General features: G+C 67.8%; 22 protein-coding genes. 8 read left to right on the top strand and 14 right to left on the bottom strand.

Annotation, left to right across the window (positions count from 1 at the left end):
* Positions 1–281: 281 nt before the first annotated feature.
* Both pyrF and AC5O77_RS05645 read right to left on the bottom strand, forming a co-directional pair.
* Entirely contained in the window at positions 282–1,007 is a 726-nt protein-coding gene (gene pyrF, locus AC5O77_RS05640) for an orotidine-5'-phosphate decarboxylase (protein ID WP_478057826.1), read from the bottom strand.
* Positions 1,004–1,924, bottom strand: a complete 921-nt coding sequence (locus tag AC5O77_RS05645; protein WP_478057827.1) for a 5'-nucleotidase, lipoprotein e(P4) family — start codon at positions 1,922–1,924, stop codon at positions 1,004–1,006. Before AC5O77_RS05645 ends, pyrF begins: the two co-directional genes overlap by 4 nt.
* 101 nt (positions 1,925–2,025) lie before the next feature.
* On the opposite strand from AC5O77_RS05645, the gene AC5O77_RS05650 reads away from it, so the two are divergent.
* The gene (locus AC5O77_RS05650) at positions 2,026–2,676 is read left to right on the top strand and encodes a YceH family protein (protein ID WP_032128686.1); all 651 of its coding nucleotides are present in this window, start codon (positions 2,026–2,028) and stop codon (positions 2,674–2,676) included.
* A gap of 98 nt (positions 2,677–2,774) precedes the next feature.
* Here AC5O77_RS05650 and AC5O77_RS05655 read toward each other — a convergent pair whose 3' ends face one another.
* Complete coding sequence (locus AC5O77_RS05655; protein WP_478057828.1) at positions 2,775–3,302, bottom strand: GNAT family N-acetyltransferase; 528 nt, start codon at positions 3,300–3,302, stop codon at positions 2,775–2,777.
* Positions 3,303–3,564: 262 nt separating this feature from the next.
* Positions 3,565–5,541: a UvrD-helicase domain-containing protein gene (locus AC5O77_RS05660; RefSeq protein ID WP_285303533.1), complete on the bottom strand. Its 1,977-nt coding sequence runs from the start codon at positions 5,539–5,541 to the stop codon at positions 3,565–3,567.
* 101 nt (positions 5,542–5,642) lie between these two features.
* On the opposite strand from AC5O77_RS05660, the gene AC5O77_RS05665 reads away from it, so the two are divergent.
* On the top strand, positions 5,643–6,263 hold the full coding sequence (locus AC5O77_RS05665) for a thymidine kinase (protein ID WP_478057829.1): 621 nt from the start codon (positions 5,643–5,645) through the stop codon (positions 6,261–6,263).
* A gap of 95 nt (positions 6,264–6,358) precedes the next feature.
* On the top strand, positions 6,359–7,063 hold the full coding sequence (locus AC5O77_RS05670; RefSeq protein ID WP_032128680.1) for an SEL1-like repeat protein: 705 nt from the start codon (positions 6,359–6,361) through the stop codon (positions 7,061–7,063).
* Between the two features lie 42 nt (positions 7,064–7,105).
* Here the strand turns inward: AC5O77_RS05670 and AC5O77_RS05675 are convergent, their stop codons facing one another.
* From AC5O77_RS05675 to AC5O77_RS05690, 4 genes are all read right to left on the bottom strand, one after another.
* Positions 7,106–8,710, bottom strand: a complete 1,605-nt coding sequence (locus tag AC5O77_RS05675) for an OpgD/OpgG family glucan biosynthesis protein (RefSeq protein ID WP_012509627.1) — start codon at positions 8,708–8,710, stop codon at positions 7,106–7,108.
* A gap of 105 nt (positions 8,711–8,815) precedes the next feature.
* Positions 8,816–9,628 (bottom strand): bifunctional DNA-formamidopyrimidine glycosylase/DNA-(apurinic or apyrimidinic site) lyase, encoded by an 813-nt coding sequence (gene mutM / locus AC5O77_RS05680; protein ID WP_049422377.1) that lies wholly within the window; start codon positions 9,626–9,628, stop codon positions 8,816–8,818.
* A 19-nt stretch (positions 9,629–9,647) separates the two neighbouring features.
* The gene (locus AC5O77_RS05685) at positions 9,648–9,980 is read right to left on the bottom strand and encodes an EF-hand domain-containing protein (protein ID WP_478057830.1); all 333 of its coding nucleotides are present in this window, start codon (positions 9,978–9,980) and stop codon (positions 9,648–9,650) included.
* Positions 9,977–11,179: a DesA family fatty acid desaturase gene (locus tag AC5O77_RS05690; RefSeq protein WP_478057831.1), complete on the bottom strand. Its 1,203-nt coding sequence runs from the start codon at positions 11,177–11,179 to the stop codon at positions 9,977–9,979. Before AC5O77_RS05690 ends, AC5O77_RS05685 begins: the two co-directional genes overlap by 4 nt.
* 121 nt (positions 11,180–11,300) lie before the next feature.
* Between AC5O77_RS05690 and AC5O77_RS05695 the strand changes: the two genes are divergently transcribed.
* On the top strand, positions 11,301–12,152 hold the full coding sequence (locus AC5O77_RS05695) for an ABC transporter ATP-binding protein (RefSeq protein ID WP_478057832.1): 852 nt from the start codon (positions 11,301–11,303) through the stop codon (positions 12,150–12,152).
* Between the two features lie 143 nt (positions 12,153–12,295).
* On the opposite strand, the gene AC5O77_RS05700 is transcribed toward AC5O77_RS05695, so the two are convergent.
* Entirely contained in the window at positions 12,296–13,498 is a 1,203-nt protein-coding gene (locus tag AC5O77_RS05700) for a DUF4785 domain-containing protein (RefSeq protein ID WP_478057833.1), read from the bottom strand.
* An 11-nt stretch (positions 13,499–13,509) separates the two neighbouring features.
* Positions 13,510–14,388 (bottom strand): hypothetical protein, encoded by an 879-nt coding sequence (locus tag AC5O77_RS05705; RefSeq protein ID WP_032128674.1) that lies wholly within the window; start codon positions 14,386–14,388, stop codon positions 13,510–13,512.
* Between the two features lie 262 nt (positions 14,389–14,650).
* Here AC5O77_RS05705 and AC5O77_RS05710 point away from each other — a divergent pair, with 262 nt between their 5' ends.
* Entirely contained in the window at positions 14,651–15,490 is an 840-nt protein-coding gene (locus tag AC5O77_RS05710; protein ID WP_049399001.1) for an acid phosphatase, read from the top strand.
* Between the two features lie 112 nt (positions 15,491–15,602).
* Here the strand turns inward: AC5O77_RS05710 and AC5O77_RS05715 are convergent, their stop codons facing one another.
* On the bottom strand, positions 15,603–17,876 hold the full coding sequence (locus AC5O77_RS05715; protein WP_478057834.1) for a TonB-dependent receptor: 2,274 nt from the start codon (positions 17,874–17,876) through the stop codon (positions 15,603–15,605).
* Positions 17,877–18,035: 159 nt separating this feature from the next.
* Between AC5O77_RS05715 and AC5O77_RS05720 the strand changes: the two genes are divergently transcribed.
* A complete protein-coding gene (locus tag AC5O77_RS05720) occupies positions 18,036–19,052 on the top strand; it encodes a TIGR00266 family protein (RefSeq protein ID WP_032129262.1) in 1,017 nt (338 codons plus the stop codon).
* 184 nt (positions 19,053–19,236) lie between these two features.
* The gene (locus AC5O77_RS05725) at positions 19,237–20,229 is read left to right on the top strand and encodes a patatin-like phospholipase family protein (RefSeq protein ID WP_049399033.1); all 993 of its coding nucleotides are present in this window, start codon (positions 19,237–19,239) and stop codon (positions 20,227–20,229) included.
* Between the two features lie 39 nt (positions 20,230–20,268).
* On the opposite strand, the gene AC5O77_RS05730 is transcribed toward AC5O77_RS05725, so the two are convergent.
* Both AC5O77_RS05730 and AC5O77_RS05735 read right to left on the bottom strand, forming a co-directional pair.
* The gene (locus AC5O77_RS05730; RefSeq protein WP_494506559.1) at positions 20,269–22,269 is read right to left on the bottom strand and encodes a hypothetical protein; all 2,001 of its coding nucleotides are present in this window, start codon (positions 22,267–22,269) and stop codon (positions 20,269–20,271) included.
* Between the two features lie 87 nt (positions 22,270–22,356).
* Positions 22,357–22,839: an Lrp/AsnC family transcriptional regulator gene (locus tag AC5O77_RS05735; RefSeq protein ID WP_004153377.1), complete on the bottom strand. Its 483-nt coding sequence runs from the start codon at positions 22,837–22,839 to the stop codon at positions 22,357–22,359.
* A 125-nt stretch (positions 22,840–22,964) separates the two neighbouring features.
* Between AC5O77_RS05735 and phhA the strand changes: the two genes are divergently transcribed.
* A complete protein-coding gene (gene phhA, locus AC5O77_RS05740) occupies positions 22,965–23,858 on the top strand; it encodes a phenylalanine 4-monooxygenase (RefSeq protein ID WP_032129265.1) in 894 nt (297 codons plus the stop codon).
* Positions 23,859–23,963: 105 nt separating this feature from the next.
* On the opposite strand, the gene AC5O77_RS05745 is transcribed toward phhA, so the two are convergent.
* Entirely contained in the window at positions 23,964–25,019 is a 1,056-nt protein-coding gene (locus AC5O77_RS05745) for a LacI family DNA-binding transcriptional regulator (protein ID WP_494506560.1), read from the bottom strand.
* Between the last annotated feature and the right edge of the window lie 16 nt (positions 25,020–25,035).

The following is a 25,035-nucleotide window of genomic DNA, read 5'->3' on the forward strand; positions in this document are numbered from 1 at the left end:
TTCAAGCCGGCGCAGGGCCGGTGGACAGTGTTGTGGCACATGTCCGGTCCGAGGACCGGATGGCGGCGATCCTACGCTGCCGCTCAAGTTAAGGCAACACTTCACGTAGTGTCATATAAATCATTGATTTTATTGATTAGACTGATGCCTAGCGCCGGGGCCATGAAATCTACGGCAGGTTTTGCGGCGATTCGGGCACAACCGGTCCTTCGGCGGATGCAAAAACGCCATCCCGGGCGGGTCGGGATGGCGTTCGGGCCTGCAGACTGCGCAGCGGAATCTCAGCGCATAGCCAACGCCGACGCGATTTCCTGCTGGATGGCCCGGGCCGCGGCCTGCGGATCGGCGGCCAGGCGGATCGGGCGACCGACCACGATGGCATCGGCGCCATCGGCAAAGGCCTGGGCCACGCCAACGGTACGCTTCTGGTCATCGCCGACCGGGCCACCGGGGCGGATGCCCGGGCAGACGATCGAGAACCCGGCGCCGGTAGCGGCGCGGATCGGGCCGGCTTCCTGGCCCGAGGCGATCACGCCATCGATACCGGCCGCCTGCGCGGCCAGCGCGCGCTCGACCACCACGTCCACCGGCTCACGGTCGATGCCCATCTGCGCCAGGTCCGGGCGGCCCATCGAGGTCAGCACGGTCACCGCCAGCAGGCGCATGTCGCTGCTGTTGGCGGCGGCGCAGGCTTCCATCATCGCCGGGTGCCAGCCGTGGATGGTGGCGTAGCTGACCGGCCACTGCGACAGGCGCTTGATCACCGCCGCGGCGGTGGCCGGGATGTCGAAGAACTTCAGGTCGACGAACACGCGCTTGTCGCGGCGGGCCAGCTCGTCCAACACCTGGAAGTACTCGCCGGAGGCGAGCAGTTCCATGCCGATCTTGTAGAACGCCACGCTGTCGCCGAGGCGGTCGACCCACTCCAGCGCCTGCACGCGGTCAGGCACGTCCAGCGCGAAGATCAGGCGCTCGTCATCGCGCAGCGGCAGCGGCGCGCGGCTCACGGTGCGTAGTCCAGCGCAGCGCGCTTGGCGTCGTGACGGGCCTGGCGCGACTGGCTGTAGTCGTTGTTGAACTGCGCCGGCTCGAAGCCGCCGTAGGTCGGGTTCGGCAGCATCCACCAGCGCTCGCCGAACCAGTCGTGGTACTGCTGCAGCAGCGCGTCACGACCGTCGTTGGTGTTGGCGGTCACTTCGACGAAATCGCCCAGCTGGTCGCCGAACTGCATCAGCACGCGGTACTTCTGCCCGGCCAGGCGGCGGCGGCAGTTCTTCTCGCTGCCGGCCTGCTCGCAGCCTTCGACCACGGTGCCCAGGCCCAGGAACACGCTGTCATCGGCCACCGGCAGGCCCTGCTCGCGCAGGTTGGCCAGGGTTGCGTCCTTCAGGTGCACGGCACGGTTGGAGATGTACAGCAGGGTCACGCCCTTGGCGTTGGCGGCCTTGGCGAAATCAACCACGCCCGGAATGGCCTTGGCCTTCTTTTCGGCCACCCACTGGTCCCAGGTCAGCTCGTCGTATTCCTTGCCATCGCGCACCAGGCGCGCCTGGTAGGGCGAGTTGTCCAGCACGGTCTCGTCCACGTCCAGCACCACGGCCGGCTTCAGGCCCTTGGCCTCGTTGCCGCGTTCTTCCGGCACCAGCGCGTCCCAGTGGGCTTCCTTCAGCGCCGCATCCAGGTGGTCGGCGGCAGCACGGTAGGTCTGCTCGGTGATCGCCTTGTACTCCTGCGCGCGCTGCATCCACAGCACCGCGTTGAGGTTGTCGTTGGCGGTGGCATCAAGTCCGCCATCGGCCTTGGCGGCGGCCGGGGCCTGTGCGGCAGCGGCTTCAGCGGCAGGCGCATCCACGCGCTTGCAGGCGGACAGGCCCAGCGCCGCGGTGGCGAGCAGGGTCAGGGACAGGGAAACGGGACGACGCATGGATTCACCGGCAATCAGATATACCGGCGCATTTTACCGGCAAAGGCGGTCCCGGGACGGCTATGCTTGGCGGTTGACCCGTTGCCCTTCCGGAGGCCGCCATGACCGATTCCACCCAGACCCCCGACGTCCCCCTGCTCGACGCCGTGCAGGCCCGCCTGCTGGGCTGCCTGGTGGAGAAGGAGGCAACCACCCCGGACACCTATCCGCTGACGGTCAACGCCGCCCAATCGGCCGCCAACCAGAAGACCGCCCGCGAGCCGGTGATGAACGTCGATGCCGGCAGCGTGCAGCACGCGCTGCGCCAGCTGGAAACACTGGGCCTGGCCCGCCAGCACTTCTCCTCCCGTGCAGACCGTTACGAGCACCGCCTGCAGGCCGCGCTGGACCTGACCCGGCAGCAGACCGTTCTGCTGGCGATGCTGCTGCTGCGTGGGCCGCAGACCCTGGGCGAACTGGTCACGCGCAGCGAGCGCCTGCACCGCTTCGCCGACGCCGACGAAGCCCGCCACGCCATCGAGCGCCTGCAGCAGCGCGCGCTGCTGGTAGTACTGCCGCGCGCCAGCGGCCAGCGCGAAGACCGCTACATGCACCTGCTGTGCGGTGAAGTGGACGGCGCGGCGCTTGCGGCCAAATACGCCAGCAGCGGCGGTGGCAGCGACGCGGCCGATCCGGGCCTGGCCGAGCGCGTGGCCCAGCTGGAAGCGGCCGTGGCCGAGCTGCAGGCGCAGCTGGCCGAACTGCGCGGTTGATGGTGGGTGCCGACCGTTGGTCGGCACTGCATCTGAATCGTGCCGACCAACGGTCGGCACCCACCGTCAGCTACTACTGTGCCGGCCATCGGCCGGCACTACCCGACGTCAGCCGCACCCAAGGTGGCGTACAGCCGGCTGGGCGTTTCGATGCCCGGCAAATGGATCACCCCGCGCTCCTGCATGCCCAGGCCCAGCAGGATCTTCCCGGACACCACGTTGTCCAGATCGGTGATGCCGTACAGATCCTGCAGGCCCAGCTCAGCGCGCGCATGCGCGAACACCGCCCGCGCCGCCTCACCGGCATAACCCTGCCCGGCGAATTCAGACAGCACCGCGTAGCCGATGTCCGGCCCCGGCAGGCCATCGCGGCGCACCAGCCCGGCATTGCCCAGCCACGCCCCATCGGACAACCGCTCGATGGCATACATGCCGAACCCATTCAACGCATAGCTGTGCAGCACCCGCAGCGCGATGTACTCACGCGCCTGTTCTTCACTGCGCACGTTGCGGTCACCGATGAAGCGCACGAAGCCCGGATCATTCAACAGCGCCAGCATCTGCGCCGCATCGCGATCAGGTTCAATCGCGCGCAGGCGCAGGCGTTCACTTTCAATTGGATGCACGCGCAGACCTCCAGCCGAAACCCCGATTCTGCCTCAACCCCCGGCTGTTGCTTTTGATTTTCTTTTTTCTTTTCCGTGGCTGGCGCGCACGGAACCTGTCAGAGGCCGGGCGGGTGGGCTGGTCGGGACCGTCCGCGGCATGGATGCCGCGGCCGAGCCCCCATGGACGGGTTTACGGCGTGTCCCGACCAGCCCACCCGCCCGGCCCACCACGAATGCGCTGCGAACGACGCCAGCCACGAGGGGCTGCGCCGTTCGCCGGTCAATCGAACAGCGCCTCGATCGCCGCCAACCCCGCACTCGCCCGTTCCTTCTTGCGCACCGCATCGGCCACCGGATCCGCACCATCGCGCTGGATCTCCTCGGCCGGAATCTCCTCGAAGAACCGGCTCGGCTTCAACCGCACGTGCTCGCCGAACTTGCGCGTCAGCTTGCTGTAACTCATCCACAGCTGGATCTTGGCGCGGGTGATGCCTACGTACAGCAGGCGGCGCTCTTCCTGCAGATTGCCTTCGTCCAGGCTGACCTGGTGCGGCAGCACGCCATCCTCGCAGCCGACGATGAACACGTACGGGAATTCCAGGCCCTTGGAAGCATGCATGGTCATCATGCGCACCTGGTTGCCGCCCTCGTCCTTGTCGCTGCGCGACAGCAGCGCCAGCTGGCCGGCCAGGTCGGCGGCAGTGGCACCGCGCGGGCCCCCCTCGAACCACTGCGCCAGTTCCTCGATGTTGTTGGCACGGCGCTGGTAACTCGCCTCTTCCTTGGCCTGCTGGCGCAGTTCGCTGAGCAGGCCGGATTCCTTGGCGACCTTGCGGATCATGTCGCCGGAAGTGACCTGTTGGGTCTGTGCACGCAGGTCACGCAGGATGTCGGTGAAGCGCGCCAGGCTGTTGGCCGCGCGCGGGGGCAGTTGCTGCAGGGCACCGATCGCCTCGGCAGCCTGCGCCATCGGCATGTCCTTCTCCTGCGCCAGCTCGGCCAGCTTGGCCAGCGTGCCGGCACCGACGTCGCGCTTGGGTGACTGCACCGCACGCATGAACGCGGTGTCGTCGTCCGGGTTCACCAGCAGGCGCAGCCAGGCCAGCGTGTCCTTCACTTCCTGGCGTTCCAGGAACATGGTGCCGCCGGTCAGGTGGTAGGGAATGCGCAGCAGCTGCATCGCCTTTTCCAGCGGACGCGACTGGAAGTTGCCGCGGAACAGGATGCAGAAATCACTCCACGGCACATTGCGCGACTGCGCCACGAAGGCGATCTCGGCGGCAACCTTTTCCGCCTCATGTTCGCTGTTGCGGCACTCCCACACGCGGATGCGTTCGCCGTCGGCCTGGTCACTCCACAGCTTCTTCAGGTGCTCGTGCGGATTGTTGGCGATCAGGGCATTGGCCGCGCGCAGCACGCGGTTGGAGCAGCGGTAGTTCTGCTCCAGCTTGATGATCTCCAGCTTGGGATAGTCGCGCCCCATCTGCTGCAGGTTTTCCGGATTGGCGCCGCGCCATGCATAGATCGACTGGTCATCGTCACCCACGCAGGTGAAGTTGCCCTTGTCACCGGCCAGCTGCTTGAGCAGCCGGTACTGCGCGTCGTTGGTGTCCTGGCATTCGTCCACCAGCAGGTAGCCGATGCGCTCGCGCCAGGCCAGCGCGATCTCCGGATTTTCTTCCAGGATCTGCACCGGCAGACGGATCAGGTCATCGAAGTCGACCGCATTGAACGCGGTCAGGCGCAGCTGGTAGCGCTCGTAGACGCTGGCCGCTTCCTTCTCGCGATTGCTGCGCGCGGCGGCCATCGCCTGTTCGGGCGACAGGCCGGCGTTCTTCGCGCGCGACACCAGGTTCTTCATGTCCTCGATGTCATCAGGCTTGGCTCCGTACATCAGGTCCTTGATCTGCGCAGCGGCATCGTCGGCATCGAAGATCGAGAAGCCGCGCTTCAGGCCAACGGCCGCGTGCTCGATCTGCAGGAACTTCAGGCCCAGCGCATGGAAGGTGCAGATGGTCACCTCGTCGGCGTCCTGCTCGCGCAGGCGCTTGGCCACGCGCTCGCGCATTTCCTTGGCCGACTTGTTGGTGAAGGTGATCGCCGCGATGCGGCGCGCCGGATAGCGGCCGCAACCGATCAGGTGGGCGATCTTTTCCACGATCACACGCGTCTTGCCGCTGCCCGCGCCGGCGAGCACCAGCAATGGACCTTCGATGTGCAGGACGGCGGCGGCTTGGGGGGGATTGAGACCGTGCATGGGATGGGGATTGTAGCGGGGCCGGGTGACGACCACAGCGGGCCGCCGGTGGGGTTGCTGAACGGCTTCGGCGAAGCGGGGCTGCGGCGTACAATCCGTCGATGGCCAAGCTCTACTTCTACTATTCGGCGATGAACGCCGGCAAGACCACCACCCTGCTGCAGAGCGCCCACAACTACCGCGAGCGCGGCATGCGGGTGGCGATCCTGACCCCGCGCCTGGACGATCGTGCCGGCGCCGGCGTGGTCGCCTCGCGGATCGGCCTGCGCGCGGACGGCATGGCCTTCGACCGCGATACCGACCTGCAGCGCTGGGTCGAGCTGGATCTGGCAGCCAACGGCCCGATGGGCTGCGTGCTGGTGGACGAGGCGCAGTTCCTGACCCGCGCCCAGGTCTGGCAGCTCAGCGAAGTGGTCGACCAGCTGCGCATTCCGGTGCTGTGCTACGGTCTGCGCACCGACTTCCGCGGCGAGCTGTTCGAGGGCAGCCAGTACCTGCTGGCCTGGGCCGATGAGATGCAGGAGATCAAGACCATCTGCCACAGCGGCAAGAAGGCGACGATGACGGTGCGTGTGGACGAGCATGGCCACGCGGTGCAGGACGGCCCGCAGGTGGAGATCGGCGGCAACGACCGCTACGTGTCGGTCAGCCGCGCCGAGTTCAAGAAGATCACCCGCGGCGAAGGGCGGATCGATCCGGCGCAGGCGCCGCTGCCGCTGTAGCAGGCGCGCCGGTGCGCCATGACCTCCAGCGGTTTACAAGCACGCGCTGTCGCGCCTAGGCTGCGGCTCCCCTGCTGCCGAACTGGACGTCCGACATGCGCTCTGCCCTCCTGCTGCTGCCGCTGCTGTTGCTGCCCCTGCTGGCCACCGCGGCCGAGCGCCCGTCAGGTGAAGACGATGCGGCGGTGATCGGCGCCGGTTTCATGGACAGCCACCCGGACATGATGTACCGGCAATGGGGCGTCAACGCGCTGCGTCGCAACGATGTCAACGGCGCGATGGACAACTTCCGGCTGGCCGCGCGGTATGCGGACAAGCCTGCCCAGGGCTACCTCGGCGAGATGTACTGGTACGGGGTAGAGCAGCCGCGCAATCCGGTCATGGCCTATGCCTGGATGGAGGTGGCGGCCGAACGTGGCTATCCGTTGTTCGTCGAGCTGCGCAACGAGTACTGGGCCACGCTGCCGCTGGAGCAGCATGATGCGGCGCGCGCGCAGGCAAGCGCGCTGCGCGCCGAGTATGGTGACGAAGTCGCGCGCCCACGCATGGCCGAAGTGCTCAGAAAGGGGCGCCGCGAGATGACCGGCAGCCGCGTCGGCTCGATGTCCAACAACGTCGACATCGTGTACATGGACGGCGGAATCTCCCGCACCATCAAGGCCGATCGCCTCTACGACCCGAAGTACTGGGACCCGAAGCAGTACGAACGCTGGCAGGACGAAACCTGGATGAAGATCCGCCGGGGCACGGTGGAAGTGGGTGTGCCGACCCAGTCGCACGCCACCGACAGCAAGCCTTGAAACAACGGTGCCGGCATGTAGCCGGCACCGGGCCGCATCCATTCAGTACAGCGTGCGCTCCGGCGCACCTGCCGGCGGCGGGGTGTACTGGTACAGCCAGGTCTCGGTGAGGGTCTTGCCGCCACTGCGCAGGAACAGGCGGATGTCGATCTGCTCGGTGCTGCCTTCCGGCGGCACCAGGTCGAACATCGCGCGGTAGCCGTTGATCTCGCGCAGCGGGCGCGCCGACACGATCTCGACCCGGCCACGGCTGGCTTCCACCACGGCCTCGACCTCACCCTTGTCGATCAGCCTGGCCAGTTCGCCGCCTTCGAAGTCCACCGCGAAGCGCCAGCTGAAATACTCGCGCTTCTTGCCGACCACGCCGCCCAGGCCGGTGCGGCTGGCCACGCAGTGCGCCAGCGGCGGCCGTGCCGGCGGCTCGGCGCCCCAGTACAGGCGGTAGCCGACCAGCAGCTCCTGGCCCGGCTGCGGCTTTTCCTTCGGGTTCCAGAACGCCACGATGTTGTCGAAGGTCTCGTCCACGGTGGGAATCTCCACCAGCTGCACCGAGCCCTCGCCCCATTCGCCCTTCGGCTCCACCCACAGGCAGGGGCGCTTCTCGTAGAACACGCCGTCGTCCTGGTAGTGGTCGAAGTTGCGGTCGCGCTGCAGCAGGCCGAAACCACGCGGGTTGCGGTCGACGAACATGTTGAAGCGCAGGTTGCGCGGATTCAGCAGCGGTCGCCAGATCCATTCGCCGGCACCGGTCCACAGCGACAGGCCGTCGGTGTCGTGGATCTCCGGGCGCCAGTCCCATGCCATGCGGCGGTCGTTCTCGCCCACCTGGTACATGCTGGTGCACGGGGCGATGCCCAGCCGCTCGATCGCCTTGCGCGGGTACAGCGCGCTGTCGATGTCCATCAGCAGCACATCACCATTGGTGATGGCGAAGCGGTAGGCACCGGCCACGCTGGGCGAATCCAGCAGGCCGTAGACCACGATCGTCTCCGAATCGGCCGACGGCTGCTCCAGGTAGTAGGCGATGAAGTCCGGGAATTCCTCCGGCTTGCCCATGCCGGTGTCGATCGCCAGGCCGCGCGCGGACTGGCCGTACTGGCCTTCCTTGCCGACCGCGCGGAAGTAGCTGGCGCCGAGGAAGGCGGCGAAGTCGCGGTCGGTGTCCTTGCGGGTGTTCAGGCGGAAGCCGGCGAAGCCCAGATCGGCCGGCAGCTCGCCGTCCTTGATGCCGCTCTTGCCGTAGTTGAACGCCGCGCCGTCATAGGCCAGCTCCTGCGCCTTGCCGTCGACCACGTCGAACATGCGCACTGGCGAGTGGAAGTACAGGCCCAGGTGGAAGAACTTGGCCTGGAACTTGCCCGGCTGGTCAGCCCACAGCGCATGGTCCTGGCGGTAGCCGATCGACTGGTACTGGTCCCAGTCCAGGCCTTCCAGGCGGCCCGGCAGCACCCGCTTGTGGCTCTTGTAGGGTGCCTGTGCCAGCGCGCGCGCCTGGCCCTTCAGGGTGGCGAAGTCGAACGGCTGCGGCTGGCCGAGGCGGCGCAGGCCCATCTGGCCGCTCTTGCTGGCCGCGCACGCGGGCAGGGACGGCAGGCCGAATGCAGCCAGGGCGAGGGAGGCATTGCGGATGAAGTCGCGTCGTTGCATGCAGGCGCGTCAGGCACAGAGGGAAGGTCGGCCATCATAGGCAGACAAACGTTAACGGGCAGCGGAGACGTACCCTGCCCGTTCAGCTGCCGCTGGCCGCCCGGCTCAGCGCTGGCAATGGCTGCACCAGACGCTGGCGCGCTGGCCGATGGTGGCGTGCTTCAGCGCGCGACCACAGTTCGGGCAGGGCAGCCCGTCGCGGCCGTACACCAGCAGTTCCTGTTCGAAATAGCCCGGTGCGCCGTCAGGGCTGATGAAATCGCGCAGCGTGGTGCCGCCACGGGTGATGGCGTAGCCGAGGATTTCCTTCACCGCGTCGGCCAGCCGCTGATAGCGCCCGCGCGAGATCTTGCCGGCCTCGCGCAGCGGGCTGATGCCGGCCTTGAACAGGCTCTCGGCGGCGTAGATGTTGCCCACGCCCACCACCACCGCCTGGTCCATCAGGAAGGTCTTCACCGGCGCGCTGCGGCCACGGCTGCGGGCGAACAGGTAGTCGCCGTCGAACGCGTCGTCCAGCGGCTCCGGGCCCAGCCCCTGCAGCAGCGGATGGATCTCACCGGCGGGCTGCCAGAGCAGGCTGCCGAAGCGGCGCGGGTCGTTGAAGCGCAGCAGGCGGCCGTTGTCCAGGCTGATGTCGACGTGGTCGTGGGCGCGTACCGGCGTATCACCGGGCAGCACACGCAGGCTGCCGGACATGCCCAGGTGCAGCACCGCGCTGCCGATGGCGGTATCCAGCAGCAGGTACTTGGCGCGACGGCGGATCTCCTCGATGCGCTGCCCCGGCAGCAGCTCGGCCACTTCCGGCGGAATCGGCCAGCGCAGGTCGGCGCGGCGCAGGATCACGCCATGCACGCGGCGGCCCTGCAGGTGCGGCGCCAGGCCGCGGCGGGTGGTTTCGACTTCGGGCAGTTCAGGCATGAACCGATTCTACGCCCGCTCAGCGTGGCGGTGCCGCCAGTTCACGGGCATCCAGGACGCCATCACCGTTGGCATCCTGCTTGTGGAAACGCTGCACGATCACCTGCCGCTGCTGCTCGCGGCTGATCGCCCTGCCCTTGCCGCCGGGCAGCTCGTCTGCGCTCAGCACGCCATCGCCATTGCGGTCCATGCGGTCGAAGGCATACAGCATCCACTGCACGTATTCGGATTCACTCACCCGGCCGTCGCCATCGTTGTCCATCCGCTGCAGGTAGCTGGTGGTGTCGGTGACCTGGGCCAGCGCCGCGCCCGGCAGCAGCATCGTCAACGCAAGCCCATACCCAGTCCTCACGCGCCCACCAGGCTGTAGCCCTTCAACCGTGCGGCATAGGCCTGCAGCGCGGCGATCCCGCTTTCCTCGGCCTCACGGCACCACGCCTGCAACTGATGCAGGCGCTCGGCGGCATCGTGGCCGCGGGCCTCGAGCAGCGCCGCCAGCCGCGCGCGGTACTCGACCAGGGTGCGGATGCGCGGGCGCTGTGCCACCCATTCGCTGAGCTGGGCACGACTGTCCGGCTTCAGCCAGCGGCCATCGTTGACCAGGCCACGGCGCAGCCGGCGTGGCAGCAGGCGGCGCAGCTTGGCCCCGGCCTGCACGGCTTCCTCGCGCAGGGCCGGCATGAACACATTGCGCTGGTAATCGGTCATCGCCTGGAAGCGGTGCGACAGCAGCGCCTTCAGGGTTTCGGCATCGGGCACGGCAATGTTCGGGCGCACGTCCATGGCCGGCGCCACCCGCAGCACCCTGGCCAGGCGCAGCGCCTGCAGCAGGCGGATCGCACTCCAGCCGATATCGAACTCCCAGCGCCGCATCGCGAAGCGCGCCGAGCTGGGGAAGGCGTGGTGATTGTTGTGCAGCTCCTCGCCACCAATCCAGACGCCCCACGGCGTAAGGTTGGTGGAGGTATCGGCCGATTCGTAGTTGCGGTAGCCCCACCAGTGGCCTAGGCCGTTGACCACGCCTGCCGCCCAGAACGGGATCCATGCCATCTGGATCGCCCACAGGGCCACGCCCGGCAGGCCAAACAACACGGTATTGATCGCGAACAACAGCACCGGCCCCAACGTGGCATGCGGGGTATACAGGCGGCGCTCGATCGCATCATCCGGGGTGCCGCGCCCGTACTGCTCGATGTCCGCGCGCTGGCCGCGGGCTTCGCGGTACAGCTCCACGCCGTGCCAGAACACCTTGCCGATGCCACGGGTGACCGGGCTGTGCGGGTCGTCCTCGGTTTCCACCTTCGCATGGTGCTTGCGGTGGATGGCCACCCACTCGCGGGTAATCATCGAGGTGGTCAGCCACAGCCAGAAGCGGAACACATGGGCCAGCGCCGGGTGGAAATCGACCCCGCGATGAGCCTGGCTGCGGTGCAGGTACAGCGTCACCGAGAAGATGGTGATCTGGGTGAAGACCAGCAGCACGACCAGCATGGCCCACCAGCCCAGGCCGAGCACACCACCGGTCAACAGGGACATCAGGGCATCTGGCATGACGGCTCTCCGGATCGACGCGGGGATGGCAGACATCATGGGCGCTTGCGTTGCAAACTGCATCCCTGCGGCGGTGATTTCCACTGCCTTCCGTGGCACCGTTCACAGTTGGGGAGCTGAGTTGTCGAGCCTTGATCCGCGCGCCTGCGCCGTTACCGTTGCCCCGTCCGCCGGGGAACTGCCGCCGTTGATCGAACTGGACCGCGCCACCGTGGTGCGCGGCCAGGTGAAGGTGCTGCACGGGCTCAGCCTGCGCATCGCGCAGGGCCAGCACACCGCCCTGCTCGGCCCCAACGGCTGTGGCAAGTCGACCTTCATCAAGCTGATCACCCGCGAGCTGTACCCGCTGGCCCAGGGCGACGGCGCGGTGGCGGTGAAGGTGCTGGGCCAGAACCGCTGGCAGGTGGATCGCCTGCGCTCGCAGCTGGGCATCGTCACCGGCGACCTCAGCAGCAACCTGGCCGACATGCCGGGGCTGACCGTGGAACAGGCGGTGCTGTCCGGCTTCTTCGCCAGCTACGTGGTGCCGGCCTTCCGCGAGGTGACCGCCGACATGCGTGCACGCGTCGGCGAGACACTGGCGATGACCGGCGCGCTGTCGCTGCGTGAGCGCGCCTACGCCGAGCTGTCGGCCGGCGAGACCCGCCGCGTGCTGATCGCCCGCGCGCTGGTCAACCGGCCGCAGGCACTGCTGCTGGATGAGCCCTCCACCGGCTTGGATCTGGTCGCCCGCGAGCAGCTGGTGGCGACCATGCGGGTACTGGCGCAGCAGGGCATCACTCTGGTGCTGGTGACCCACCACATCGAAGAGATCATTCCCGAGATCGAGCGGGTGGTGCTGCTGCGCGACGGCCGCGTACTGGCCGATGGCACCCGTGCCGAACTGCTGCGCAATGAACCGCTGTCGGCGGTGTTCGGCGGCGCGATCACGGTGGTCGAGCAGGAAGGCCGACTGACCGCGTACGCGGGATAGACAGATGCATCGCTCTCCGTAACCGTCTGTAGAGTCGAGCCATGCTCGACTGCCGTTCGCCGCGAGCAGAAGCAGCCGAGCATGGCTCGGCTCTACAGAAGGCGGGGCAGCGGGCCGGATGTTCCGGCCCGCCACCGCTTTGCTCAGAACCGCAACGCCAGTGCGCGCGACTCGATCGGTGCCATCCGGCTCTGGTCCTGCAGCTGCAGGTCGCGCAGCTCGTACGGCGCACCGAATCCGGCCGGCAACGCCGCCTGGTCGAACGGCAGCACCAGCTGGCCTGCGCCCGGGCCATCGAACCACGCGGCCGCATGTGCCTGTGCGACCGGCTTCAACTGGCCATCGCGGGCGGTGGCATACAGCGTGCCCCGCGCCTCATAGCGTCCGGCCGCGGCCACCTGCAGCGGCAGTGCCACCTGACGACTGGCCGGGTCCGGCGCGGCCTGTCCACTGAAGCGGGCAGTCGGCCGTGCCACCGCAAAGGCGACCTTGCCATCGCGCAGCACACCGTCGGCCTGGGCGAACACCTGCAATTCCCATAGACCCTGCACGCTGCCGACATCGGCGGGGATCCGCACCTGCGCGCGCAGGCTGCCATCGGTGGTGCGCAGCAACCGCTGCGGCCAGCTGCGGCCATCCGGCGCGACCAGTAGGGCTTCTCCGCCGAGGCCGCCACGGCGCGATGCCAGCTGCGCGGTGGTGGCGCCGTCTTCCAGCAGGCGTGCCTGCAGCTGCACGTTGCCACCGGCCAGCACCTGCGCCTGGTTGGCCTGCACTTCCAGCCGCAGCGGGCTGTTCGGCTCCAGCACCTGCACCACGTAGCGGCCCTGGGCCTGCGCGCTCTGCAGCGTGTAGGCACCGACGGCACTGGTCGCGCCGGTACGCAGCATGCTGCTGCCATCGCTGACCGGCATGCCGGCGTCCTGCAGCGCGCGCGCATCGACACTGCGCGCCACGCTGCTGCGGCCGGCCGGGTCGCGCACCTGTAGCGTGTTGGCCGGCAGCGCGCGGGCACCGTCGGCCGGGCTCAGCTGGATCACCGCATCCGGCGCCGTCAGTGGCAGGTCCAGGCCGCGTTGCAGCTGCGTGCCATCAACCTGCTGCCAGTAGCTGCGGCTGACCGAGGCATACGGCGTGGCCGCCTGCAGCGGTTGTGCGGGGTCCAGCGCCCAGGCAAAGGCCAGTGGCGCGTGTTCGCTCTCATCGGCGGGAAGCGGCGCGGCTACCAGGGCGGTAGGCACCTGATCGCCCGCACGGGCGGCCTGCAGCGGCTGCGCGGCCTGCGCTACGGAAAGGGACAGCACTGCCAGGGTGGCGCCGGCCAGCAGGGTGGATTGAATCGTCATGGTCGTCTCCCTCACTGGGTCAGGTCGTTGCGCAGCAGGGTGCCGAGGCCGAAGCACTCGCGGCGGCTCTGGTTGTGGCTGAGCGGTTCTGCACCCTGGGTACGCGCCTTGTCGGTGAACCAGGTGGTGCCGGCGGCCTTCTGGCTGCTGCACTCCAGGAAGCCATCGGAGCAGGACGACAGCCAGTTCTGGGTGAACTCCAGGCCGACGTTGGCGGCATAGCCACCGCAGTAACTGTTGCTGTCCCACACCGCCGATTCCACATCGCTGCCCACCACCGCACGGAACGGTTTGGGCAGCGCCGGGCGACCAGCGGTGCCGTACAGGTTCTGCGCGTTGTAGGTGGCCATGCTCGCCACCTGCTGCTGGCGCACGGCGTCGTTCTTGTAGCCCAGCAGCCAGCCCAGCGAGGTTTCAAAGGTGTTGCCGTTGAGCACCGCATCGGCCAACGGCGTGCCGGCCGAAGACGGTGCCAGCGCGTTGACCTTGCGCACCGTGCGGATGATCTTCGGATAGCGGCTGTCATAGGTCGGGTTGGACAGGATCCAGCGCATCACGTTGCCGCCGTTGGAGTGGGTGATCACCACCAGCTGGGTGATGCCACGGCTGTCGATGAAGCCGGTCAGCTGATTGGCCAGGCAGCCGGCCGCTTCCGGCTTCCACATGTACTGGGTGAAGTCACAGTTGATGACGACGTAGTTGCTGCTGTTCGGCAGGCCCTGGCGCACGGTGTCGATGATCGCCGGCTGCCAGTAGTCCTGGGTGGCGTTGGTCTGTGCGCCGGTGCCATGCACAAAGGCCACACCGACCACGTCGGCCGCCTGTGCCGGCGCGGTTGCCAGCCCGAGGAGCAGGGCCAGGACGGTACTTCCTGTTGCGGTGCTGCGCATCGCTTCTCTCCCTCTGTCAACGGATCCCCCCGACCCGGCTGGAACTGGACGGCCCCTGGTGCTTGCCGTTGTGCCGATGCTCGCGGCGAGGCCGCGTGAAAGTCCGTGCGCTGCGCCCGGATTCAGGAGACTGACGTCACTCGATGACGCTTTTCATATCGCCGGGATGACCATGCCGGGTCTGGCCGTATGACCGATGGCCACTGCGGTGTCGTATACGGGCTGCGATCATGGCGCGATGTTTTTCCTCCGGAGCCTGTCCATGTCGCTGATTTCCCACCCTGCCCGCCCGCTGCTCGGCCTTGCCGTCATCGCGGCCCTGGCCGGTTGTGCCGCCACCGCCGCCAAGCCGACCGCCGTCGAAGCCAACATCACCACCAAGGCGGTGGGCTATCTGGACAAGAGCGCGGTACCGGCCAGCCTCGACCTGGTGCCAGCACCGCCGGTGGCCGGTTCGGCCGCCCTCGCCCTCGACGAACAGGTCAGCCGTGAAGCCCGCGCGCTGCGTGGCAGCCCGCGCTTCGCCCAGGCCGGTGTCGATGCGGAACTCGGCTTCCCCGAAGGCGCCAACCACTTCTCCTGCGCCGCCGACATCGACGTCGATGCGGTGAAGACCCCGGCGCTGTACCGCCTGCTGGAGCGCAGCCGGATCGACGCCAGCGCCGCCACCAAGGCCGCCAAGAACCACTACCAGCGCCCACGCCCGTTCATGGTCAATGGTGAACCGACCTGCTCGCCGAAGGACGAAGAAGGCCTGCGCAAGAACGGCTCGTACCCGTCCGGCCACACCTCGATCGGCTGGGCCTGGGCCCTTATCCTGTCGGAGATCGCACCGGATCGCGCCGATGCCATCCAGGCGCGCGGCCGCAACTACGGCGAGAGCCGCCTGGTGTGCAACGTGCACTGGCAGAGCGACATCCTCGAAGGCCGCTTCATGGGCGCCGCCGCCGTGGCCCGCCTGCATGACAACGCCGCGTTCAACAAGGACCTGCTGGCCGCACGCAAGGAGATCGCTGCCGCGCGCAAGGCCGGCCTGCACTCCAGCCGCGACTGCGCGGCCGAGGAAGCGGTGCTGAAGGTGCGCCCGCAGAGCGCGCTGTAAGCGCCTGACGGTTCAATTGTTGCCGGCCAGCGGCCGGCACTACCGATGGGTGTAAAGCAGAAGGGCCGGCATTGCGCCGGCCCTTCTTCATTGCATCAACGCAGCCACCGCATCAGAACTTCGCGGTGAACTCCACGCCCCAGGTACGCGGCTCGTTGAGGAAGCCGGTCAGGTTGTTGAAGTCGATCGCGCCGACCACGCGGGTCTGGTTGGTCAGGTTGCGGCCGAACACCGCCACATCGTACTGGCCGTAATCCCAGTTGTAGCCCAGGCGCAGGCCGCCTTCCAGCGAACTACGGCCGCGGAATTCCGGCGAATCGTAGATGAAGAAGTTCACCGCGCTGCGGTAGGCCCAGTCGGTGTAGGCATACAGCTCGCTGCCATCGCTGAGCGGGAAGCCGACGCGCAGGGTCGCGTTGTGGATCCACTTCGGCGCCTGCGGCAGCGGGTTGCCGTTCACCAGCGCATAGGTGCCACCGTTGATGACGGTGGTCGGGTCGTTGATGGTGCAGCCACCGCCGCAGATCGCTACCGCCAGATCCTTGTCCTTGATCTCGGTGTCGTTGTAGCTGCTGCCGAAGGTCAGCAGCACGTTGTCAGCCAGATAGGCTTCCAGGTCCAGCTCCACGCCCTGGCCAATGGTCTTGTCAGCGTTGAGCAGGGTGGCGGTGTTGTTGGTGCCGCCCACCGCGATCAACTGCTGGCCGTCAACGTTGTAGCGGAACACGCTCAGGCCCAGGCGCGCGCGGCGCTCGAACAGGTCGGCCTTGATGCCGGCTTCGTACGAGATCACCTTCTCCGAATCGGCCTGCGACAGGCCCGGCGCGAAGGCCAGGCGGCCCTGGATCGACGGCGCACGGAAGCCCTTGGCCACGCGGGCGTAGGCATTCACGTTGTCGGTCAGCTTGTACACGCCGCTGACATCCCAGCTGACGTCGTTGACGTCGGTGTTGGCCAGGTACGGGCCACTGACCGGGGTGCCGAACGGAAGGACGGCCTGCAGCACGCTGGCGTTGAAGTCCTTCTTGTCCTGGGTGTAGCGCACGCCGGCGCGCAGCTTGAAGCGGTCGGTGACATCGAAGTCACCCGAGGCGAACACCGCCCATGCCTTGTTGCGCTGGTTCTGCACCACATGGCCGGTCTGCGGGTTGCCCGGCTTCAACGAGTTGTAGTTGAAGTTGTTGATGGTCACGTCTTCGTCGAAATAGAAGACGCCGGCCTGCCAGTCGAAGCGGCCCCATTCGTTGGATTCGACGCGGAACTCCTGCGTCCACTGGCGATGGTGCGGCAGGCCGTCGGCCGACTCCGACGAGAACGGGATGAAGCCCGGCCCATAGTTGCCAGCGCCCAGCGATGCGTCGCCGTAGCCACCGTCGATGTCACCACGATTGAGCGATTCGGCGGTTTCATAACCGGTGATCGAGTGCAGGGTCACCGAACCGAGGTTCCACTGCAGGCGCGCACTGCCGCCCCAGGTCTCCAGGTCGGAGAAGTTGACGCCATCGTTGGCAACCTTGTCGCGATCGAAGTTCTCGACCAGGCCGTTGCCACCCTTCTGGATGATGTTGGCGCGGAACAGGCGCGCGGTACCGTTGAGCTTGCGCTTGTGCAGGTTGAACAGCGCTTCGAAGTCGTCGCCTTCGTACAGGAACTGCACGCGGCCGGCGGCTTCGTCATAACCTTCGAAACCGCTGTTGGGCGCACCGGCGCGGGTGTTGTCGACCCAGTCGTCACGGCGCTGGTAGATGGCCGAGACGCGTGCCGACCAGCGGTCGGTCAGCGGGCCGCCATAGGCGCCCTGCACGTTCCAGCTGTTGTAGCTGCCATAGCCCACGCGCACGTAGCCGTCGGCATCCTGCGACGGGCGCGCCGAATCGAACTTGACCACGCCGGCCGGGGTGTTGCGGCCGAACAGCGTGCCCTGCGGGCCACGCAGCACTTCCACATTGGCCAGGTCGAACAGCGGGAAGCCCTTCAGCAGCGGGCTTTCCTGCACCACGTCGTCGTACACCAGCGACACCGGCTGCGACGCATTGAGGTCGAAGTCGGTGTTGCCCAGGCCACGGATGTAGAAGCGCGGGAAGGCACGGCCGTAGGACGACTCGATGTTGAGGCTGGGCACGCGCGCGGCCAGGAAGCGGATGTCATCGCCCGCCGAACCCAGCACATCGAGCTTCTCGCCCTGGATCGCGCTGATCGCGACCGGCACGTCCTTGGCGTTCTCGACGCGGCGCTGCGCGGTCACCTGCAGGGCATCAAGGGCAACCGGATCCTTGGCAGCGGGAGTTTCCTGGGCGGCTGCTACCAGCGGCAACAGGGCGGAAAGAGCGGCAACGAGGGGGCGCGCGACCGGAAGGCGGCCACGGGAAGTGCGGGTCGGAGACATGGCGGTAGGCTGTGTTTGGAGGGGTGGTAAAACGGCGCTACCAGATAATTGTTGCAATACAGCACCTGCCCCGCAAATGCCTGCCGTTCATGGCCGCGTCGCCCCGGCCCCCGCGCCCTCGCTAGACTCGGGGTTTTCCAGCCCTGCAGAGCCGCCGCGATGACCCAGTGGTACTTCCATGCCTCCGCCCAGGCCGAGCGTATCGGCCCGCTTGATGACGAGGCCGCGCGCCGTTATGCGCAGGCCAACCCGCGCGCCCTGGCCTGGTGCCAGGGCATGAGCGGGTGGACCTCGATTGCCGAGGTGCCCGAACTGCAGTCCGCGGCCCCGGGCATGCCGAACACCCCGCCGCCGGTCCCCGCCGCGGCCAGCGGCCGCGCCGACGACATCGAGTTCCGCATCGTCGGCCATGAAATGCAGTTCGTGGAGATCGAGCTTGATCCCGGCGAGAGCGCCATTGCCGAGGCCGGCGCATTGATGTTCAAGGATGCCACCGTGCAGATGGACACGGTGTTCGGCGCCGCCAACGGCGACCAGGGCGGCGGCTTCATGGGCAAGGTGATGGCCGCCGGCAAGCGCGTGCTGACCGGCGAGAGCCTGTTCGCCACCGTCTACACCCAGAGCGGCCACGGCAAGGGCAAGGTCGCCTTCGCCGCGCCCTACCCCGGCACCGTGCTGGCAATGAAGCTGGACCAGCATGGCGGCCGCCTGATCTGCCAGAAGGACAGCTTCCTGGCCGGCGCGCGCGGCGTGCAGATCGGCGTGCAGTTCCAGCGCAAGATCATGACCGGCCTGTTCGGCGGCGAAGGTTTCATCATGCAGAAGCTGGAAGGCGACGGCTGGGTGTTCATTCATGCCGGCGGTTGCGTGGTGGAGCGCGAGCTGGCGGCCGGCGAGCGGCTGGACGTGGATACCGGCTGCGTGGTGGCCTACCACCCGACCGTAGACATGGATGTGCGCCGGGTGGCCGGCATCAAGAGCATGCTGTTCGGTGGCGAAGGCGTGTTCCTGGCCACGCTGACTGGCCCGGGCAAGGTCTGGCTGCAGTCGCTGCCGTTCTCGCGTCTGGCCGGCCGCATGTGGATGGCCGCGCCGCAGGGCGGTGGCCAGAACCGCGGCGAAGGCTCGGTGCTGGGCGGCCTGGGCCGGATGCTGGACGGCGACAACCGGTTCTGACCGCCCCCGGTCGTGCCGGCCGCTGGCCGGCAGCCTCATGAACCGTTGCCAGGTTCCCAATGATTGCCGGCCAGCGGCCGGCACTACCTTTATGAATGGGCGATGTTTCCTACCCTGCCCGCCCCGCCACGGCTTCGGTATGCTGGCGCCCTTTCCTGAATCCGGCGCCGCGAGCGCACTGCCGATGAGCCTGTTCCGCCCCCGCATGCTGCTGTCCGTCGCCCTGATCGGCCTGCTGGCCGGCTGCGGTGGCGACCCGGTCCGCCCCACACCGCCGCCGGCGCCGACCGTGGTGCCGCAGGCCAAGCCGGTGAAGATCGGCATCGCCCTCGGTGGCGGCGCAGCCAAGGGCTTCGCGCACATCGGCGTGATCAAGATGCTGGAGGCCAACGGCTTCGAACCGGCCGTGGTGTCCGGCACCAGCGCCGGCAGCGTGGTCGGTGCGCTGTACGCCAGCGGCATGGACGCGTTCCAGATGCAGAGCAAGGCGGTGGCACTGGACGAAGCCAGCATCCGCGACGTGCGCCTGTTCTCCGGCGGCCTGGTGCAGGGCCAGAAGCTGCAGGACTACGTCAACGAGCAGGTTGCCAACCGTCCTGCCGAGCGCCTGAAGAAGCCGTTCGCCGCCGTCGCCACCCAGCTCGAAACCGGCGAGCGCTCGATCTTCGTGCGCGGCAACGTCGGCCAGGCGGTGCGCGCGTCCAGCAGCATTCCCGGTGTGTTCGAACCGGTGAAGATCGGCGGCCGCAACTACATCGATGGCGGCGTGGTCAGCCCGGTGCCGGTGGATGCCGCGCGCCAGCTCGGCGCCGACTTCGTGATCGCCGTGGACATCTCCAGCAAGGCCAGCGGCAAGGCGCCGACCGACATGCTGGGCATCGTCAACCAGTCCATCTCGATCATGGGCCAGCGCCTGGGCGAGCAGGAACTGGCGCGCGCCGACATCGTCATCCGCCCGAAGGTGCTGGACATCGGCGCCGCCGATTTCAGCCAGCGTGGCACCGCCATCCTGGAAGGCGAAAAGGCCGCGATGGCAGCCATGCCGCAGATCCGCGCGAAGATCCAGCAGCTGCAGCGCGCACGTGCCGCGGCGGCCGCACCGGCACCGGTGGCCGCGCCGAAGTGCGAGGAAGCCTCGCGCCTGGGCAAGCTGATGGGCCGCAAGGACAAGTGCTGACCTGAGCCAGCGTGTCGCTGCCAGACAGCGACGCGCGTGCTAGCGCGCGGGCCGGTAACCGCTGGCCTGCTGCCGCTCGCGCCTGCGCATCTGGCGGGCCTGCTCCTGCAGTGTCGCCGTGTGCTGCAGCTGTTCCACGCCATCGCCCGGTACGTGCAGCTGGCGTCGCGCACGGGTCAGCGCCAGATAGACCGCGCGCACCGGGTTGTGCCAGATGCGCCCGCCCTGCCCCGCACTGAAGCAACCGGGCGACAGCGAGACCACGTCGAACTGCAGGTTCTTCGCGTGTTCGGCCAGGCACAGCGCCACCCGCCCTTCAGCGGGCGTGTCCTGGTCATCAAGCGCCAGCAGCAGTGACTGCACCCGATCGGCAGACGCAAACAGTTCGACCAGCGCGCCCTGCCCTTCGTCGGCCTGCGTGGCCAGGAAGCGCTCCCATTCCTGGTCCGATGCACTGTCGCGGCGCCGGCGCCACGCATCCAGCGGCCGCTGCAGCACGCTGCGCAGCGCGCGCAGCGATGCCGGATGCAGGTAGGGCCGCAGCCCGAGTGCGTGCAGCTGTGCCGCGTCCAGGGCCAGATCGGCGACGCTGCCATGGATGCGCAGGCCCTCGCTCGGCACCTGCGCCCAGTCGCGGTAATGCAGCACACCGGTGGCGCGGTCGGTGGCACCGACGAACGGCCCACTGTCCTGGCCCAGTCCATCCAGTGCCAGGGTCTGGTTGACCAGGCCCTCGACCTGGTTGCCCTGGCGCACCGACTGGTGCATTTCCAGCACCTTCGACGCGGCCCAGCGCGGCACCGTACCGGTCAGGCACTGGTGTGGGTCACCCAGGCTGACCACGCCCGGCGCATGCGTGGCCAGCACCTGCTTCCACGATGGGCTCAGGTCGTGCGCCTCGTCCACCAGCAGCACGCCCATGTCCTGCGGGGGGGTGACGCCGCGCAGCGCCAGCCACTTGCCGATGTGCGCCGGGCTGAGACTCAGCAGCGTGCCCCGCTGCAGCTCGGCGTCGAACATGCAGCGCCAGACGTGCTCGGCGGCAGCCATGTACGGCGACACATCGAGCATCGCAGCGGGCACCGAACGGTCGAAATGCTGGAACGCCAAGCCCGTTGCCGACGACGCGCACCAACGGTTGATGGCCTCGAACGCGGTCAGCAGCACCTGCTCCGGGCTGCGCCCACCGATGCCCTGCAGGCCGATGCGGCCGGCAATCTCGCGCGGCGTACGGGTGCTGCGCCGGTAGCTGGCAACGAAGCCACCGGTCTGGCCGCTGCGCGCGGCGTGCTGGGCCAAGCGGTTGGCGAACTCGATCTGGGTCAGCAGGCGCACCGCAGTGCTGGCCGGCACGCGGGCGCGGAAGGCTTCCACCTGCCCACGCGAGGGCGCCACGTAGGTGTAGCGGCCCGGCCGCGCCTCCATCAGCGCCAGCACCAGGTGGCCCTTGCCGGTGCCGGCATAGCCATCGAGGTCGATCAGCTCATCGGGATTCGCGGCGATGGCGCGCAGCACGCGGGCCTGCTCGGAGGTGTACAGGCCATGGTGCTCGACCGACCGCGCATCCGCGGCGGCGACGTCATCCAGCGTGGCCTCGTCGTCGTCACTGGAAAAGGTGGCGGGAAAGCGGATCTCATGTTCGACCAGGGTTTCCTGGCAGGCCTGCTGCAGGGCCAGACCCGGGTACTCCCGTGGCGACTGCGCGATGACGTCCTGCAGGATCTCCGCCGGTGCCAGCAGCACGCCGTGGCCGGCCAATGCGCTCAGCCAGGCATCCAGTTCCGGTTGGCCACCGCCACCGGGCCCGGCCAGCTGTGCAGCCGCGCCTTCGTTGCCGGCAAACAACGCGCAGGCATCATGCAGCAGGCGCTCGATCTCGGCCGCCGGATGCAGGCGCGTCCGGCACAGCTGCGCGGCCATCAGGCCGGCCTGCTCCACTGCGGTCTGCGGTGGCGTGCCATGGGCAACGTAGCGCGCCAGCGACTTGCGCTGCAGCGGCAGGAACGTGGTGGTAAGCACCGGGTGCTGGAGTTCGGGCATGCGTGGAACCGGAAAGGAACGCTGCGACGCGCGCAGGGCGGAGATGCTCGGCTACCCGCCCGGCGCCGTCAAATCGCAGCGGCGCGTTCATTCCAGCTGCGACAGCGGCAATGCCTGGAAGCCCTTCACCGTGCGCAGCACGAAGCTGGAATTGGCATCGGCCACGCCGCCGGCATTGAGCAGCCGGTCCAGCAGGAAGTGCGAGAAGTGCTCCAGGTCGCGCACGTAGACGTGCAGCAGGTAGTCCATGTCGCCGGTCAGTGCATGGCAGGCCACCACTTCATCCCAGCCCTGCACGCTGTCGACGAAGTGGCCTATGGCGGCCTGGTCGTGCTTTTCCAGCTGCACGCGCACGAAGGCCTGAAGGCCCAGGCGCAGCTGGCGCGGTTCCAGCCGCGCGCCATAGCCGACGATCACGCCCTCGCTTTCCAGCCGCTGCAGGCGCCGCAGGCAGGCCGAGGGCGAGAGATTCACCCGTGTCGCCAGCTCGGCGTTGGTGGCGCGCCCATCCCGCTGGATTTCAGCCAGCAGACGTATATCCGTGCGATCGAACTGGACTTCTCCGGCCATTGTTGCCCCGCAACATGGTGAGTACGCAAGGATATTGCGCCAACAAGGCCAATCGGCGCAACTTTTGCAACCCTGTTGCGCGCGCCCTGCCCTAGCATCGTGGGTATCCCGTCAAGGAGTGCCCCATGGACCTCGCCCAGCCCCGCCGCGTCGAACACCAGCAGACCGACAAGGGCTACGTGCCGGTGTATACCACCGCGCTCGTCGAGCAGCCGTGGGACACCTACAGCGCCGACGACCACGCCACCTGGAGCACGCTGTACCAGCGCCAGCGCGAGCTGCTGGTCGGCCGTGCCTGCCAGGAATTCCTGGATGCGCAGGACGAAATGGGCATGAGCGCGCACATGATTCCGCGCTTCGATCAACTCAATGAAGTGCTCGGCGCCGCCACCGGCTGGACGCTGGTGGGTGTGGAAGGCCTGTTGCCGGAACTGGATTTCTTCGACCACCTGGCAAACCGTCGTTTCCCGGTGACCTGGTGGATCCGTCGCCCGGACCAGATCGATTACATCGCCGAACCGGACCTGTTCCACGATCTGTTCGGCCATGTGCCGCTGCTGATGAACCCGGTGTTCGCCGACTACATGGAGGCGTACGGCCGTGGCGGCGTCAAAGCCCACGCGATCGGCCCGGATGCACTGCAGAACCTGACCCGCCTGTACTGGTACACGGTGGAGTTCGGCCTGATCGATACGCCCGACGGCCTGCGCATCTACGGCGCCGGCATCGTGTCGTCGAAGGGCGAATCGCTGTACTCGCTGGAATCGGCCGCGCCCAACCGCATCGGCTTCGACCTGCAGCGGATCATGCGTACCAAGTACCGCATCGACACCTTCCAGAAGACCTACTTCGTCATCGACAGTTTCGAACAGCTGATGCAGGCGACCTCGCCGGACTTCACCCCGATCTACGCGGCGCTGTCTGATCAGGCGCATCTGCCGGCGGGCGATGTGCAGGGCGATGACCGCGTGTTCCAGAAGGGCACCGGCGAAGGCTGGGCCGACGGCGGCGATGTGTAGGCGAACGGCACACACCGCTTCGCACTGAAAACGGCGCACCTGGATGCGCCGTTTTCGTTGCTGCCTGCCTGCACCGTCACGGCAGTGCAGGCGAGGGCAGGGCGATCAGGCGTCCACGGCCCGGCAGGAACCGCGCACCATCAGCTGCGGATGCACGCTGGTTGCGGTCGGCGCATCCGGCACGTCGGCCTGCACCAGCATCGCCGCCGCCAAGCGCCCGATATCGGACACATGGCGGCGCACCGAGGTCAGCGGTGGCCACAGCCGCGACGCCAGCGGGCTGTCGTCGTAGCTGACGATCGACAACTGCTGCGGCACCGCGATGCCCGCACGCAACGCCACCTGGTACACGCCGGCAGCCATTTCGTCGTTGCCGGCAAAGATCGCACTGGGCCGTTGTCCGCCCATCAGCAGCCGTTCGGCGGCATGCACGCCCGACTCGAACGTATCGCCCGCTTCCAGCACGCGTTCACCCGGCAGCGTCAGGCCCACCTGCGCCAGCCGGTCGAGGAAGCCATGGGTGCGCTCGCGTGCGGTACGGCGGTCACCCGGACCGGCAATCACCGCGATGTCGCGGTGGCCGAGCGAGAGCAGGTAGCCCGCTGCCGCGGCTGCACCGTCGCGATCATGGGTGACCACGGCCTGTGCCTCGTCATCCGACACATGCGCGTTGATGCGGACGTAGCGGCATTCGATGCCGTCGAGCATCTCCGTCAATGCGGCCGACTCGGAGGCACGCGGGCCCAGGATCACGCCGTGCAGCTTCTGCTGCTGCACGAAGCGCCGCACGCCGTGCGCGCAGTCCGGAGACTGGCTGTCGCAGGGATGCACGACCAGTTCATAGCCGGTGCCGCGCAGCGCTTCCAGCGCGCCGTGCTGCAGGTCGACGATGCATTGGGCGCCCGGGTCGTCATACACCAGGCCGATCAGGAAGGAGCGGCGGAACGCGAGGCCGCGCGCCAGGGGGTCGGGCACGTAACCGACCTCGCGCATCAACGCCTCGACCTTGTCGCGGGTATCTTTGCGCACCAGCGGCGAGTTGTTGATGATTCTTGAAACCGTTTTCTTGGAAACTCCCGACAGTCGTGCGATGTCGTTGATCGTGGCAGCCTTGCCCTTCGATGCCGGCAACGCGGCATCGCTAATAATTCGCACTGACATGTATAGAACCAGGTAA

Source organism: Stenotrophomonas sp. INTA L402-1, assembly GCF_059295135.1.

Bases quoted from the DNA above. Each gene is read 5' to 3' on its own strand.
- mutM (WP_049422377.1), bottom strand. From the start codon at position 9,628: ATGCCTGAACTGCCCGAAGTCGAAACCACCCGCCGCGGCCTGGCGCCG.
- AC5O77_RS05660 (WP_285303533.1), bottom strand. From the start codon at position 5,541: ATGCACGGTCTCAATCCCCCCCAAGCCGCCGCCGTCCTGCACATCGAA.
- AC5O77_RS05645 (WP_478057827.1), bottom strand. From the start codon at position 1,924: ATGCGTCGTCCCGTTTCCCTGTCCCTGACCCTGCTCGCCACCGCGGCG.
- AC5O77_RS05745 (WP_494506560.1), bottom strand. From the start codon at position 25,019: ATGTCAGTGCGAATTATTAGCGATGCCGCGTTGCCGGCATCGAAGGGC.
- AC5O77_RS05710 (WP_049399001.1), top strand. From the start codon at position 14,651: ATGTCGCTGATTTCCCACCCTGCCCGCCCGCTGCTCGGCCTTGCCGTC.
- AC5O77_RS05675 (WP_012509627.1), bottom strand. From the start codon at position 8,710: ATGCAACGACGCGACTTCATCCGCAATGCCTCCCTCGCCCTGGCTGCA.
- AC5O77_RS05650 (WP_032128686.1), top strand. From the start codon at position 2,026: ATGACCGATTCCACCCAGACCCCCGACGTCCCCCTGCTCGACGCCGTG.
- AC5O77_RS05725 (WP_049399033.1), top strand. From the start codon at position 19,237: ATGAGCCTGTTCCGCCCCCGCATGCTGCTGTCCGTCGCCCTGATCGGC.
- phhA (WP_032129265.1), top strand. From the start codon at position 22,965: ATGGACCTCGCCCAGCCCCGCCGCGTCGAACACCAGCAGACCGACAAG.
- AC5O77_RS05665 (WP_478057829.1), top strand. From the start codon at position 5,643: ATGGCCAAGCTCTACTTCTACTATTCGGCGATGAACGCCGGCAAGACC.
- AC5O77_RS05690 (WP_478057831.1), bottom strand. From the start codon at position 11,179: ATGCCAGATGCCCTGATGTCCCTGTTGACCGGTGGTGTGCTCGGCCTG.
- AC5O77_RS05715 (WP_478057834.1), bottom strand. From the start codon at position 17,876: ATGTCTCCGACCCGCACTTCCCGTGGCCGCCTTCCGGTCGCGCGCCCC.
- AC5O77_RS05670 (WP_032128680.1), top strand. From the start codon at position 6,359: ATGCGCTCTGCCCTCCTGCTGCTGCCGCTGCTGTTGCTGCCCCTGCTG.
- AC5O77_RS05735 (WP_004153377.1), bottom strand. From the start codon at position 22,839: ATGGCCGGAGAAGTCCAGTTCGATCGCACGGATATACGTCTGCTGGCT.
- AC5O77_RS05730 (WP_494506559.1), bottom strand. From the start codon at position 22,269: ATGCCCGAACTCCAGCACCCGGTGCTTACCACCACGTTCCTGCCGCTG.
- AC5O77_RS05700 (WP_478057833.1), bottom strand. From the start codon at position 13,498: ATGACGATTCAATCCACCCTGCTGGCCGGCGCCACCCTGGCAGTGCTG.
- AC5O77_RS05720 (WP_032129262.1), top strand. From the start codon at position 18,036: ATGACCCAGTGGTACTTCCATGCCTCCGCCCAGGCCGAGCGTATCGGC.
- AC5O77_RS05705 (WP_032128674.1), bottom strand. From the start codon at position 14,388: ATGCGCAGCACCGCAACAGGAAGTACCGTCCTGGCCCTGCTCCTCGGG.